This is a genomic window from Streptomyces sp. NBC_01352, assembly GCF_036237295.1.
Classification (GTDB): Bacteria; Actinomycetota; Actinomycetes; order Streptomycetales; family Streptomycetaceae; genus Streptomyces; species Streptomyces plumbiresistens.
In genome coordinates, this window is the sequence record NZ_CP108354.1 from 6,486,765 (window position 1) to 6,501,060 (window position 14,296).

Sequence of the window (14,296 nt, forward strand, 5' to 3'; positions counted from 1 at the left end):
GACACATGGCGCACAACCGGGCGCACGGTCCTCGGAACGAGATCGAACTCCTGGGCGTCCTTCTCCGTACAGGCCCCCAGGCGCGGTGCGGGAACGGAGTCCCTCAAGGGTCTCGTCTGCTTGTCAAGGTTTATGCCGATTTGAACACTTTCCGCTAGGCCTTGGTTCCGCAGAGTGAATAAGGGGCCCAATAGCAGATCTCGGCTTGACTCGCCCGGAGCAGCACACTTGTAATTTCACTCGTGTCGTTCAGCCGAAATCGGTACGGCTACATCACGGGGACGCGAAAGACAGACGAGGGGCGCACATGACCGAGACGGTGCAGCAACTGCTGGTCGACGACGCGGACGAGGAACTCGGCTGGCAGGAGCGCGCGCTGTGCGCCCAGACCGACCCCGAGTCCTTCTTCCCCGAGAAGGGCGGCTCCACCCGCGAGGCCAAGAAGGTCTGCCTCGCCTGTGAGGTCCGCTCCGAGTGCCTCGAGTACGCCCTCGCCAACGACGAACGCTTCGGCATCTGGGGCGGCCTGTCCGAGCGCGAGCGCCGCAGACTGAAGAAGGCGGCGGTCTGATCCGAGGGGGCATGCCTCGAGTCCGCGCACATATACGTCACGTACGTCACGAACGGCCCGTCGCAGGTGGGTTATCCACAGGCGGCGGGCCGTCGCCATGCCCAGCCGATAGTGTGGGCGCTCGTCCGAGACGCCCCGCTGCCCCCTCGGGGCACAGGCGTCCACCTCAGTCCACCGAACCGGGGCCCGTACCTCGATGTCCGTGCACAGCCACACGGCAGCCCAGCAAGACACCGCTGCCACACCTGAGTTTCCGCGTCATGTGGTGACCGCGGTCCTCGTCTCCCACGACGGCGCCCGCTGGCTGCCCGACGCGCTCGCCGGGCTGCTCGGCCAGGAGCGCCCCGTCCAGTTCGCCATGGGCGCCGACACCGGCAGCGCGGACGACTCCGCCCAGCTGGTCACCGACGTCCTCGGCGCCGACCGCGTACTGCACCTCGCCCGGCGCACCGGCTTCGGCCAGGCCGTCGAGGAGGCGGGCCGCATGGCCCCCGTCCTCACTCCGGACGAGCTGCCGTACCTGAAGCGGCCCAGCGGCTGGGACCCCGTCACCCGCAGCTGGCGCGACGACGCCTACGACATGCCCGAGCTCCCGCACGGAGAGCCGGTGCAGTGGCTGTGGCTGCTGCACGACGACTGCGCCCCCGAACCCGACGCGCTGGCCCAGCTGCTGCGGGTCGTGGAGACCGAGTACGAACTGGGCCGGGACGACGTGGCCGTGGTGGGCCCCAAGCTCCGCGGCTGGTACGACCGCCGGCAGCTGCTGGAGGTCGGCGTCAGCATCGCCCACTCCGGCCGCCGCTGGACCGGCATCGACCGCCGCGAACAGGACCAGGGCCAGCACGACCACGTCCGGCCGGTGCTGTCCGTGTCCACCGCCGGCATGCTGATCCGGCGCGACGTCTTCGAGGAGCTCGGCGGCTTCGACCGCCGGCTGCCCCTGATGCGCGACGACGTCGACCTGTGCTGGCGCGCGCACGCGGCCGGCTACCGCGTCCTGATCGCCCCGGAAGCCGTCGTACGGCACGCGGAGGCGGCCTCCCGCGAGCGCCGCACCGTCGACTGCGCGGGCCGCACCACCGCCTCCCCGCACAAGGTCGACAAGGCCGGCGCCGTCTACACCCTGCTCGTCAACACGCGTACGGCCGTGCTGCCCTGGGTGCTGGTGCGCCTCGTCCTCGGCACCCTCCTGCGAACCGTGGCCTACCTCGTCGGCAAGGTCCCCGGACAGGCCGTCGACGAGATCCGCGGCCTCCTGGGCACCCTGCTGCGGCCCGAGCGGATCCTCGCCGGGCGCCGCAGGCGCGGCCGTCCGGCCGTCGACAAGGACGAGATGCGGCCGCTGTTCCCGCCGCCGGGCGCCACCGTCCGCGCCACGGTCGAGCAGGCCGCGAGCAGCCTCTTCGGCAGCTCCGACCCCGAGGCGACCTCCGGAGCCGGCCGGCACGGCGGCGCGGTCGAGTCCGGGCCGGGCGGTGACGACGCCGACTTCCTCGAGGTCGAGCAGTTCGTCCGCCTGAAGCGAATCGCCCGCAAGCCCGGCCCGGTGCTCTTCCTGGTCCTGCTGCTGGTCTCCCTGATCGCCTGCCGCGCCCTCCTCGGCGGTGGCGCGCTCGCGGGCGGCGCCCTGCTGCCCGCTCCGGCCGACTCGAGCGAGCTGTGGTCGCGCTATCTCGACGCCTGGCACGCGGTGGGCGTCGGCGGCACCCCGTCCGCACCGCCGTACCTCGCGCTCGTCGCGATGTTCGCCTCCGTGCTGTTCGGCTCGACCGGCCTCGCGGTCACGGTCCTGCTGGTCTGCTCGGTGCCGCTGGCCGGTTTCGCCGCCTACTTCGCCTCCCGCCCGCTCGTCGAGTCGCGCCTCCTGCGCGCGTGGGCGGCCGTCGTCTACGCCTTCCTGCCCGCCGCCACCGGCGCCCTCGCCGGCGGCCGCATCGGCACCGCCGTGCTGGCCATCCTGCTGCCGCTGATGGCGCGCGCGGGCGTCGCGGCCAGCGGCCTGGCGCACAGCTCGGGCGCGCGTGGCAGCTGGCGAGCCACCTGGGCGTACGCCCTGCTGCTGACCGTCACCACGGCGTTCACGCCGATCGTGTGGCCCATCGCGCTCATCCTCGGCATCGGCCTGCTGGCCGTGCGCCGCAGCGAGATCACCGTCTACGGCCTGCGCTTCGTGGCCCAGCTCGGCACGCCCCTGCTGATCCTCGCCCCGTGGTCGCTGTCCCTCCTCCCGTTCGGCTTCTTCCAGGAAGCCGGCCTGGAGTACGGCGCCTCGGCCGCCTCCGCCCTCGACCTCCTCGGCATCAGCCCCGGTGGTCCCGGCACGGTCAGCGGGCTGATGCTCATCGGCATCGTCCTGGCCGCGCTGGCCGCCCTGCTGCGCTCCGGGCGGCAGTTCGGGATCTGGACGGCCTGGGCCGCCGCCCTCGTGGGCCTCGTCTTCGCCGTCCTGTCCAACGCCTCCACCTGGGCCGGCCCCGCGACCCTCGTCTACGGCCTCGCCCTCCTCGCCGCCGCCGTCCTCGGTGCCGACGGGGCACGCTCGCGCGTGGCCGAGCAGAGCTTCGGCTGGCGCCAGCCGGTCGCCGCGCTGATCGCCTTCGCCTCGGCCGCGGGCCCGCTGCTCGTCGCGGCCGGCTGGATGATCGGCGGCGCCGACGGCCCGCTGGAGCGACGGAACCCGGTGCAGGTGCCCGCGTTCGTCGCCGAGGAGAGCGGCACCCGCGACCAGGCCCGCACCCTCGTCCTCGACAGCGACTCCGCCGCCCACGTCGGCTACATGCTGGTGCGCGGCTCCGGCGCCCGCCTCGGCGACGCCGAACTGACCGCGGCCGACGGCGAGAACAGCAGCCTCGACAAGATCGTCGCCAACCTCGTGGCCGGCTCCGGCGCCGACCAGGCCGACCAGCTCGGCAAGTTCGCCGTGCGCTACGTCCTCGTCCACAAGGGCGCGCCCCGCGAGGTCACCCGCGTCCTGGACGCCACCCCCGGCCTGTCCCGGCTCAGCCAGCAGGACGGCAGCGGGCTGTGGCGGGTCGACCAGGAGGTCGCGCGCGCCACCATCGTTCCCAAGTCGGGCACTCCGCAGCCCGTCGCCGCCGGCCCCGTCGAGATCCACACCACGATCCCGTCCGGCGCCGAAGGCCGCGTCCTGCGTCTCGCCGACACCGCCGCCGAGGGCTGGACGGCCACCCTGGACGGCAAGCCGCTCACCCGCACCACCCTCGACGGCTGGGCCCAGGGCTTCGAACTCCCCGCCTCCGGCGGGAAGCTGGACGTCACCTTCGACGCCCCGATCACCCACACCGCCTGGCTGTGGACCCAGGGCGCCCTCGCCCTCGTCCTGGTCGTGCTGGCCCTGCCCGGCCGCCGCCGCGACGTCGACGACGACCTCCCCGAGGAGCCGGCCGTCCCCGCCCAGGCCGTCGCCGGCGAGGGCCGCCGCGCCCGCCGCCTGCGCGCCCAGGCCGAGGCCGAGGCCGAAGAGGGTGGCCAGTCCGGCGAGTTCCCGCCTCCTCCTCCGGAGGCCCCCGCCGTCGTCCCGCAACAGCAGTCCTACGGCGAGTGGGACACCCCCAACTACGCGGGCGCCGAGCACGGCGGCGGCTACGGCGAGCAGTACCAGGGAGCCCAGCAGCAGTACCCGCAGGGCTACGACCAGCAGCAGCCCTACCAGGCGGACCCGTACCAGGGCGGCCAGTACGACCCGTACGCGTACGGCGGCCAGTCCCAGCAGGCGCCGTACGACCAGGGTTACGGCCAGCAGTACCAGCAGCAGGGCTACGACGACCAGGGCTACGACCCGGCGTACGACCCGAACGCGCCGCACCCGCACGGCAACGGCAGTGAGCGCCCCGACGGGAGTCAGCAGTGAACCGCACCACCCTGTCCCTGATCGTCGGCACCACCGCGCTCGCCGCCGTCACCGGCTTCGCCGTGCTCACCACACCGGACGCCGCCGGCACGGACACCGCCCGGGCGGCCGCCGTACTGCCCGTGGAGCGCACCAGCCTGCTGTGCCCGTCACCCAGCATCTCCGACCTCGCGGACACGACGTACACCTCGTACACGCCCGTCACCAAGGGCACGGGGAGCGACGGCAAGGCCGAACTCCTGTCCGCCACGGAGCAGTCGGCGGAGGGCGGCGGGAAGAAGAAGGCCGACAAGCCGGTCCTGACGCCGAAGGAGCCCGGCACCCCGGTCACCGGGGACGCCTCCGGCGGCGACTCGCCCGCCCTCGTCGGCACCGCCGAGGGCAAGTTCGCGCCCGGCTGGGCCGTCCAGGAGACCACCGAGGTCGCCGCGGGCACCGGCCGCGGTCTCCAGGGCGTCAACTGCACCGCACCGGACACTGAGTTCTGGTTCCCGGGCGCCAGCACGGCCGCCGACCGCACGGACTACGTGCACCTGACCAACCCCGACGACTCCGCGGCCGTCGTCGACATCGAGCTCTACGGCAAGGACGGGGCCCTGGAGTCCACGGTGGGGGAGGGCATCACCATCCAGCCGCACTCCAGCGAGCCGGTCCTGCTGTCCACGCTCACGGACGAGAAGCAGGAGAACCTCACCGTCCATGTGAACGTCCGCAGCGGGCGCGTGGGCGCCGCCGTACAGGCGCTGGACGACAAGCTCGGCGGCGACTGGCTGGCCGCGTCCACCGACCCGATGGGCAGCCTCGTCCTGCCGGGCATCCCCAAGGACGCCACCGCGGTGCGCCTGGTCGCCTTCACCCCCGGCGACTCGGACGCGGACCTGAAGGTGGCGCTCTCCTCGCCGTCCGGTCAGATCACTCCGGCAGGCAACGAGACACTGCACGTCAAGGCGGGCATGACCACCGCGGTCGACCTCGGCGACCTCACCCGCGGCGAGGCCGGCTCCCTGATCCTGACCCCCACCGACCAGTCCGTGCCGGTGGTCGCCGCGCTGCGGGTCGTACGCGGCAAGGGGTCGAAGCAGGAGACGGCGTTCATCCCCGCCACCCGACCGGTCGGCACGCGCGCGACGTCCGCCGACAACAGCGCCAAGGGCACGACCCTCTCCCTGGTCGCCCCCGGCCGGGCGGCGGAGGTCAAGGTCACCGCGTCGGCGGGCAGCGACGGCGGTACGGCCGTCACCAAGACGTACACGATCAAGGCGGGCACCACCGAGAACGTCGAGGCCCCGACCCCGAGCGGCGGGAAGGGCACGTACGCCCTGACGGTCGAGCCGGTCTCCGGCGGCCCGGTCTACGCGGCGCGGATGCTGGCGGCCACGGAGGACGGCGTGCCGGGCTTCACCATCCAGACGCTCCCTGACGACCGGGGAACGGTGGCGGTACCGGAGGCGGACCAGGACCTGTCGGTGCTGCAGAAGTAGGGCGGACCGCGCAAGCGGGGGCGGTCAGCGCGATGCGGAGCAGCGCGATGCCGAGCAGCGCGATGCCGAGCAGCGCGATGCCGAGCAGCGCGCATGCGGATCAGTGCGCATGCGGATCAGCGGGAGGTTCAGTCCTCGCCGTACCGCGGATCCACCGTCTCGGGAGTCAGCCCCAGCAGCTCGGCGACCTGCTCGACGACGATCTCGTGTACGAGGGCGGCCCGCTCGTCCCGCGCTTTGGTGCGAATCTCCACCGGGCGCCGGTACACGATCACCCGGGCCGGCCTGCCGTCCAGGGAGGGAATCGTGCCGCCCAGAGGAACGGCCTCGTCGTTCCAGACCTCCCCGGGCGCTTCCAGCCTCGGTACCTCGAGCACCAGGAAATCGATGTCGGCCAGCTGCGGCCACCGTCGCTCCAGACGCTCCACGGAGTCCTGCACCAGGTCCGCGAACGCCTCGGCACGGCTCGCCGCGAGCGGCACCTGCGGAGGCGCGATCGGCCCGCGCATGCCCCGACCGTGGCGATCACGACGGCGGGGCCCGGGTCCGGCGGTACGAGGCGGTACGGGGTTGTCCATCACTGGTGAAGCGTAGTCCCCGCCGGGCCCGGGTGCCCGACGCCCACGCGGCGGCGCGGACCGCTCCCGTGCATCCCGGGCGGCATGTCGGCAGTTGACCATTCCAGCCAAGGTTGGGCTCGATTCCGTATCCCTCCAAGACCGCCGACCTCAAGGCAATTGACATGGTTTGCGCCGGGTGGTGACCGGTTCCAGAACCGTCCGGCCTTTTGGACGCGTCTGTCGCCGCAGGTCAGCGAGGTGGGGCCGAAGGGGCATGTGGGGCGTTTCACACCACGACACGGTGGAGTGACCTCGGGGAGAGTCGTCGCGGCCCGCTCAAGAGTGCGGTACCGTCCAACGTCGTGAGCCCTGTACGTCGCTGTTCGCGCACCGCTTGCGGCCGTCCCGCCGTCGCGACGCTGACGTACGTCTACGCCGACTCGACCGCGGTCCTCGGCCCGCTCGCCACCTACGCCGAACCCCACTGCTACGACCTGTGCGCCCAGCACTCCGAGCGCCTCACCGCCCCGCGCGGCTGGGAGGTCGTCCGTCTCGTCGACGGCTCGGCTCCGGCCCGGCCCAGCGGGGACGACCTGGAAGCGCTTGCCAACGCCGTGCGTGAGGCGGCCCGTCCGCAGGAGCGGGCGGCCGGGGCCGGTGGCGGCGGGCGAGGGGCGGACCCGATGGAGGTCGCGCGCCGCGGCCATCTCCGGGTCCTGCGCTCCCCGGACAACTGACCTTCCCCGCCCCCTTCTTGGGCAGGCACGTTCCGCCTTCTCGTGAACGCGCGTTCCTCCGGGTGCTGCACGCCCATTGACGGGCGCTTGTCGCGGACATGACCATTCCAGTTACGTCGAAACGAGAAATCGCTTTCCGCATGACGGAATCGAGGGCTCCCGTGTACGTCCAGGAACTGGAACCCGTCGCCGGCTCGCTCGGCCTGTCCGCCCTGGTGGCCGCCCTACCCCTGGTGATCGTCCTGGTCCTGCTCGGCGGCGTCCGCATGAAGGCGCACCTGGCGGGCCTCACCGGCCTCCTGGCGGCCGCTCTGGTCGCCTGGCTCGCGTACGGCATGCCGCTGGGCCAGACGGTCTCCAGCGCCGCCCAGGGAGCGGTCTTCGGGCTCTTCCCCATCCTGTGGATCGTCGTCAACGCCCTCTGGGTGTACCGGATGACGGTCCACACCCGGCACTTCGACATCCTGCGCCGCTCCTTCGGACGGCTGTCGGACGACCCCCGCATCCAGGCCCTCGTGGTCGCCTTCTGCTTCGGCGCCCTCCTGGAGGCCCTCGCCGGCTTCGGCGCACCCGTCGCCATCTGCTCGGTCATGCTCGTGGCGCTCGGCTTCGACCCGGTGCGCGCCGCGGTCGTCGCCCTGGTCGCCAACACCGCGCCGGTCGCCTTCGGCGCGATGGGCACACCGGTCGTGACCCTCGCCCAGGTCACCGAACTGCCCCTGGACACCGTGGCGTCCGTGGTGGGCCGTCAGACTCCGCTGCTGGCCCTCGTGGTGCCGCTGGTGCTGGTCTGGCTGGTGGACGGGCGGCGCGGGCTGCGCGAGACCTGGGTGCCCGCCCTGGTGTGCGGAATCGCCTTCGCCATAGCCCAGTTCGCCGCCTCCAACTACGTCTCCGCACAACTCGCCGACATCGGCGCCGCCTTGGCCGGCGCGGGCGCCCTGGTCGCCGTACCGCACGCGCGCAGGCCCGCCGCCGAGCCCGTACGCGCGGCCGTGCTCACCGGCGCACGCAGCGAGGACCTGGACGAGGACGACCCGCACCGCGAAGTCCTGCGCGCCTACGCCCCTTACGCGCTGATCGTCGTGATCTTCTCCCTCGCCCAGATCCCGGCGATCAAGAACTGGCTGGCCAAGGCGACACAGACGTACGACTGGCCCTTCCTGAACGTCGTGAACGCGGACGGCGACCCGGTCGGCGCGAACGTCTTCATGTGGCCGATCGTGTCCACGGGCGGCACGCTCGTGCTGCTCGCGGGCCTCTTCACGGCGGTCGTTCTCGGCGTGCACGCGCGCGTGGCGGCCAGGGAATGGGCCGCCACGGTGCACGAGTTGAGGTTCGCGATCCTCACCGTGACGTCCGTCCTGGCCCTCGCCTACGTCATGAACCTCTCCGGACAGGCCGCCACGATCGGCCACTTCGTGGCGGCGGCCGGCGCGGGGCTGGCCTTCCTCTCCCCGGTCCTCGGCTGGTTCGGCGTGGCCGTCTCCGGCTCGGACACCTCGGCCAACGCGCTCTTCGGAGCGCTGCAGGTGACCGCGGCCCGCGAGTCCGGCCTGTCGCCCGAACTCCTGGCCGCCGCCAACAGTTCGGGCGGCGTCCTCGGCAAGATGATCTCGCCGCAGAACCTCACCATCGCCTGCGCGGCCGTGGGCCTCGCCGGCCGCGAGGGGGACCTGCTGCGCAAGGTTCTGCCCTGGAGCATCGGGCTGCTGCTGGTGATGTGTCTGATCGTGGTCGGGCAGAGTTCGCCGGTGCTGGGCTGGATGCTGTCCTGACGACACCATTCCGCTTCTGACCTGAGGTTACGGCTGGGAGTCACTCAGGTACCGCACCGTCCACTGTCAGTGGTTGCGGGTAGTTTGTGGTGACCAGAGGACTTTCAGAAGGGGTGGCCGTGGCCGCTGATCTCTCCCAGCTCGTGAAGGCGTACGACGTGCGCGGTGTCGTTCCGGACCAGTGGGACGAGCCGCTCGCCGAGCTCTTCGGGGCCGCCTTCGTCCAGGTGACCGGCGCGAGCGCGATCGTGACCGGGCACGACATGCGGCCCTCGTCGCCCGGGCTGTCGGCCGCCTTCGCGCGCGGAGCAGCGGCCCGCGGTGTGGACGTCACCGAGATCGGCCTGTGCTCGACCGACCAGCTGTACTACGCATCGGGCTCGCTGAACCTGCCGGGCGCGATGTTCACCGCCTCGCACAACCCGGCGCAGTACAACGGCATCAAGATGTGCCGCGCCGGTGCCGCCCCGGTCGGCCAGGACACCGGCCTCGCCGAGGTCCGCGCACTGGTCGAGGAGTGGAGCGAGACGGGCGGCCCCGAACCGGCCGCGACGACGGGAACGACCACGCGGCGGGACACCCTGGGGGACTACGCGGCCTACCTCCGCGCCCTCGTCGACCTGACCGCCATCCGCCCCCTGAAGGTCGTCGTCGACGCGGGCAACGGCATGGGAGGCCACACCGTCCCGACGGTCTTCGAGGGCCTCCCCCTGGACCTCGTGCCCATGTACTTCGAGCTGGACGGCACTTTCCCCAACCACGAGGCCAACCCCCTGGACCCGGCCAACCTCGTGGACCTCCAGCAGCGCGTCCGCGAGGAGAGCGCCGACCTCGGCATCGCCTTCGACGGCGACGCCGACCGCTGCTTCGTCGTCGACGAGAACGGCGACCCGGTCTCCCCGTCCGCGATCACGGCCCTGGTGGCCTCCCGCGAACTCGCCAAGCACGGCGGCAAGGGCACGGTCATCCACAACCTGATCACCTCCTGGTCGGTGCCGGAGGTCGTCAAGGAGAACGGCGGCACACCGGTACGCACGCGCGTGGGCCACTCCTTCATCAAGGCCGAGATGGCCAGGACCGGCGCGATATTCGGCGGCGAACACTCCGCGCACTACTACTTCGCGGACTTCTGGAACGCCGACACGGGCATGCTCGCCGCCCTGCACGTCCTCGCCGCCCTCGGCGGCCAGGACGGCACCCTCTCCGCCCTCGTCGCCCAGTACGACCGCTACGCCGCCTCCGGCGAGATCAACTCCACGGTCGACGACCAGACCGCCCGCCTGGCCGCCGTCAGGGCCGCGTACGAGGGCCAGGACGGCGTCACCCTGGACGAACTGGACGGCCTCACCATCACCGCCGCCGACTGGTGGTTCAACGTCCGCCCCTCCAACACGGAGCCGCTGCTGCGCCTGAACGCGGAGGCGAGGGAAGAGGCCATGATGGCGAAGGTGCGGGACGACGTACTGGGGATCATCCGGGGCTGAGCTTCGCCCGGGGTGCCGCTGTGGCCCGCACAGCCGCACCCCGGCCCAACCCCGCCACCCCACCCCTCCCGGCGGTAACCTGACCAGGCACATCCGCACAGGCACACGTACCAGCGCATCCCCGAAGGGACACACCCCATGCCGCTCGAAGCCGGCCTCCTGGAGATCCTCGCCTGCCCGGCCTGCCACGCCCCCCTCAAGGAGCAGGACACCGAGCTGATCTGCACCGGCCAGGACTGCGGCCTGGCGTACCCCGTCCGCGACGGCATCCCCGTCCTCCTCGTCGACGAGGCCCGCCGCCCCGCGTAAGCGACGACCTGGCGACCCGGAGACCCGCGAACCCGACGACCCGGCGACCGGAGGCTGCCCGCCCATGCTCGACGAATCGCTGCTCGACACCCCCGAGGCACTCTCGGAGGCCGACCACCGCGGCCTGCTCCGCGGCGCCGCCGAAGCGGGCGCCCGCGTGCGCACCGCCGCCCGCCACGCCGCCGAGGCCGGCGTGGGCGACCTCAAACCCGACGGCCGCCCCCGCGCCGTCCTCATCGCGGGCCCCGGCGCCGCCGCCACCCACGCCGCCGACCTCCTCGGCACGCTCGCCGGAGCCGGCAGCCCCGTCACCCGCCTGGCCCCCTCCGGCGTCGCGCCCGCCGCGGGCGCCATGCGCTGGGAGCTGCCCGGCTGGGCCGGCTCCGTGGACCTGCTGCTGATCGCGACCCCCGACGGCAGCGAGCCGGGCCTGTCCCTGCTCGCCGAACAGGCCTACCGCCGCGGCTGCAGCGTCGTCGCCGTGGCCCCGTCCCACTCGCCGCTCGCCGAGGCGGTCGACGGCGCCCACGGCCTCTTCGTACCGATGGCGACCGCCCCGTACGACCAGGACGAACCCCTCGCCGCCTCCGCCCCCGGCGTGCTGTGGGCACTGCTCACCCCGCTCCTCGCGCTCCTGGACCGCACCGGCCTGCTCGCCGCCCCGCCCGACGCCCTGGAGAAGGTCGCCGACCGCCTCGACAAGATCGCCGAGCGCTGCGGGCCCGCCATCGCGACCTACAGCAACCCGGCCAAGACCCTGGCCGCCGAGCTCGCCGACGCCCTCCCGATCATCTGGACCGAGGGGACCTCCGCGGGCCCCGCCGGGCGCCGCTTCGCCGCCGCGCTCGCCGAGCTCTCCGGCGCCCCGGCCGTCGTCGCCGAACTGCCCGAGGCACTCGCCGCGCACAGCGCCCTGCTCGCCGGCCCGCTCGCCGCGAGCGCCGACCCGAACGACTTCTTCCGCGACCGCGTCGAGGAGCCGCCCGCCCTGCACGCGCGCGTGGTACTCCTCCGCGACCGCCCGATCGGCGGCCTCACCGCCGCCCCCGCCGCCCGTGACCTGGTCCTCAGCCACGACACGCCGATCAGCGAACTGGAGCCGGAGTCCGGCGACGAACTGGAGACCCTCGCGGAACTGATCGCCGTCACCGATTTCGCCGCCGTTTACCTGGCGCTCGCTTCGAGAGCCTGATCTGGTCCCGCGCCTTGTGACCAGCGCCCGCCGAGCAGCGTACGTACGGAGACAGAGACACAGCATGGACCGCCTCGACAACACCGTCCGCCCCTACGCCTGGGGTTCCACCACAGCGATCCCGAAGCTGCTCGGCACCGACCCGACCGGCGAACCGCAGGCGGAGATGTGGATGGGCGCCCACCCGGGCGCCCCCTCGCGCACCGCCCGCGGCACGCTCGTCGACGTCATCGAGGCCGCCCCCGAGCGCGAACTGGGCGAACAGGCCGTGGCCAGGTTCGGCCCCCGCCTGCCCTTCCTCCTCAAGATCCTCGCCGCCGGCGCCCCGCTCTCCCTCCAGGTGCACCCCGACCTCGCCCAGGCGAAGGAGGGGTACGAGGACGAGGAGCGCCGCGGCATCCCCGTGGACGCCGGCCACCGCAACTACAAGGACGCCAACCACAAGCCCGAACTCATCTGCGCCCTCACCGAGTTCGACGGCCTGTGCGGCTTCCGCACCCCGGCCGAGGCGGCCGACCTCCTCGACGGCCTCGGCGTCGACTCCCTCAAGCCGTACGTCGACCTCCTGCACGCCCAGCCGGAGGAGGCGGCCCTGCGCGAGGTCCTCACCGCGGTCCTCACCGCCGACCGCGAGGAGATGGCCCGCACGGTCCACGAGGCCGCGGCCGCCTGCGCCCGCCTCGGCGGCGACTTCGCGCCCTACGCCGACATCGCCCACCACTACCCGGGCGACCCCGGAGTCATCGCCGCGATGCTCCTCAACCATGTCCGACTCCAGCCCGGCGAGGCCCTGTTCCTCGGCGCCGGCATCCCGCACGCCTACCTGAGCGGCCTCGGCGTCGAGATCATGGCCAACTCCGACAACGTCCTGCGCTGCGGACTGACCCCCAAGCACGTCGACGTCCCCGAACTCCTGCGCATCGTCCGCTTCGAGGCCGGCGACCCGGGCGTGCTGCGCCCGGAGGCGTCCCCCGACGGCGAAGAGGTCTACGAGACCCCGATCGACGAGTTCCGGCTCTCCCGGTACGTCCTCCCAGAGGGCGCCGCTTCTCACGACCTCACCCGTGCGACCCCGCAGATCCTGCTCTGCACGGCAGGCACGGTCCGGCCGGGCGAGCATGAACTGACCCCCGGTCAGTCGGTCTTCGTCCCCGCCGGGGAACAGACCGAAGTGTCCGGGAACGGCACGCTCTTCCGGGCGACCGTCATCGTCTGAAACGACCCACATGGTGCCCTGGCGCGCCGGCGTCCTGCCGGGCTGCAACAATGGCCCACCGCAAAGGACGGGCAAAGCCCGGGACGGCGTACGAAGGGACAACGCGAACACATGAGCGCGTCAGGCGGCACCAAGGCGATCGTGGCGGCACTCGCCGCCAACCTCGCGATCGCGGTAGCGAAGTTCGTGGCGTTCATCTTCAGTGGATCGTCATCGATGCTCGCCGAGTCCGTGCACTCGCTCGCGGACTCCGGCAACCAGGCCCTGCTGCTCGTCGGCGGCAAGAAGGCCCAGCGCGAGGCCACCCCGCAACACCCCTTCGGCTACGGCCGCGAGCGCTACATCTACGCCTTCCTCGTCTCAATCGTGCTCTTCTCGGTCGGCGGCATGTTCGCGATCTACGAGGGCTACGAGAAGATCAAGCACCCCCACGAGATCGACCACTGGTACTGGCCGGTGGGCGTCCTGGTGTTCGCGATCATCGCGGAGACGTTCTCCTTCCGGACGGCCATCAAGGAGTCCAACCCCCTGCGCGGCCAGCGGTCGTGGAAGGACTTCGTCCGCCACGCCAAGGCCCCCGAGCTGCCCGTCGTGCTCCTGGAGGACCTCGGCGCCCTGGTCGGCCTGATCCTGGCGCTGGTCGGCGTCAGCGTCGCCCTGGCGACCGGCGACGGCGTCTGGGACGGCATCGGCACCCTCTGCATCGGCATCCTGCTCATCCTCATCGCGCTCGTCCTGGCCGCCGAGACCAAGTCCCTGCTGCTCGGTGAGGCCGCAGGCGTCGAGGAGGTCCAGAAGATCGAGGCCGCCATCGTCGACGGCGACACCGTCACCCGCATCATCCACATGCGCACGCTCCACCTCGGCCCCGAGGAACTCCTGGTCGCCGCCAAGATCGCCGTACAGCACGACGACACGGCCACCGAGATCGCCACCGCCATCAACGCCGCCGAGTCCCGCATCCGCGAGGCCGTCCCGATCGCCCGCGTCATCTACCTCGAACCGGACATCTACAGCGAGACCGAGGCCGCCAAGGGCGCCGACCGCGAGGCCTCCCCGGGCGGCCCGACACAGCACGACACCGGCCACTGATTTCT

At 72.4% G+C, this 14,296-nt stretch carries 11 protein-coding genes; 10 read left to right on the top strand and 1 reads right to left on the bottom strand.

Going from position 1 to position 14,296, the window contains the following annotated elements; genetic code table 11:
• The first annotated feature begins 307 nt into the window (after positions 1–307).
• From OG252_RS30275 to OG252_RS30285, 3 genes are all read left to right on the top strand, one after another.
• Positions 308–571 (top strand): WhiB family transcriptional regulator, encoded by a 264-nt coding sequence (locus OG252_RS30275; protein WP_010034659.1) that lies wholly within the window; start codon positions 308–310, stop codon positions 569–571.
• 196 nt (positions 572–767) lie between these two features.
• Complete coding sequence (locus OG252_RS30280; protein ID WP_266438678.1) at positions 768–4,442, top strand: glycosyltransferase family 2 protein; 3,675 nt, start codon at positions 768–770, stop codon at positions 4,440–4,442.
• Positions 4,439–5,923 (top strand): DUF5719 family protein, encoded by a 1,485-nt coding sequence (locus OG252_RS30285; protein ID WP_329340067.1) that lies wholly within the window; start codon positions 4,439–4,441, stop codon positions 5,921–5,923. Before OG252_RS30280 ends, OG252_RS30285 begins: the two co-directional genes overlap by 4 nt.
• Positions 5,924–6,051: 128 nt before the next feature.
• Here the strand turns inward: OG252_RS30285 and OG252_RS30290 are convergent, their stop codons facing one another.
• Complete coding sequence (locus OG252_RS30290) at positions 6,052–6,501, bottom strand: metallopeptidase family protein (RefSeq protein WP_266448422.1); 450 nt, start codon at positions 6,499–6,501, stop codon at positions 6,052–6,054.
• Positions 6,502–6,845: 344 nt separating this feature from the next.
• Between OG252_RS30290 and OG252_RS30295 the strand changes: the two genes are divergently transcribed.
• The 7 genes from OG252_RS30295 to OG252_RS30325 all read left to right on the top strand — a co-directional run bounded on the left by OG252_RS30295 (position 6,846) and on the right by OG252_RS30325 (position 14,291).
• Positions 6,846–7,220 carry a DUF3499 domain-containing protein gene (locus OG252_RS30295; protein ID WP_329340068.1) on the top strand — a complete coding sequence of 125 codons (375 nt, stop codon included), beginning with the start codon at positions 6,846–6,848 and terminating at the stop codon, positions 7,218–7,220.
• A 161-nt stretch (positions 7,221–7,381) separates the two neighbouring features.
• Entirely contained in the window at positions 7,382–8,998 is a 1,617-nt protein-coding gene (locus OG252_RS30300; RefSeq protein WP_329345220.1) for an L-lactate permease, read from the top strand.
• A gap of 119 nt (positions 8,999–9,117) precedes the next feature.
• Entirely contained in the window at positions 9,118–10,482 is a 1,365-nt protein-coding gene (locus OG252_RS30305) for a phosphomannomutase/phosphoglucomutase (RefSeq protein ID WP_266438684.1), read from the top strand.
• Between the two features lie 138 nt (positions 10,483–10,620).
• Positions 10,621–10,791 carry a Trm112 family protein gene (locus tag OG252_RS30310; RefSeq protein WP_007382472.1) on the top strand — a complete coding sequence of 57 codons (171 nt, stop codon included), beginning with the start codon at positions 10,621–10,623 and terminating at the stop codon, positions 10,789–10,791.
• Between the two features lie 64 nt (positions 10,792–10,855).
• Entirely contained in the window at positions 10,856–11,983 is a 1,128-nt protein-coding gene (locus tag OG252_RS30315; protein WP_266438688.1) for an SIS domain-containing protein, read from the top strand.
• 64 nt (positions 11,984–12,047) lie between these two features.
• Positions 12,048–13,199: a mannose-6-phosphate isomerase, class I gene (manA, locus tag OG252_RS30320; protein WP_329340072.1), complete on the top strand. Its 1,152-nt coding sequence runs from the start codon at positions 12,048–12,050 to the stop codon at positions 13,197–13,199.
• A gap of 111 nt (positions 13,200–13,310) precedes the next feature.
• Positions 13,311–14,291 carry a cation diffusion facilitator family transporter gene (locus tag OG252_RS30325; RefSeq protein WP_266438694.1) on the top strand — a complete coding sequence of 327 codons (981 nt, stop codon included), beginning with the start codon at positions 13,311–13,313 and terminating at the stop codon, positions 14,289–14,291.
• Positions 14,292–14,296 lie beyond the last annotated feature (5 nt).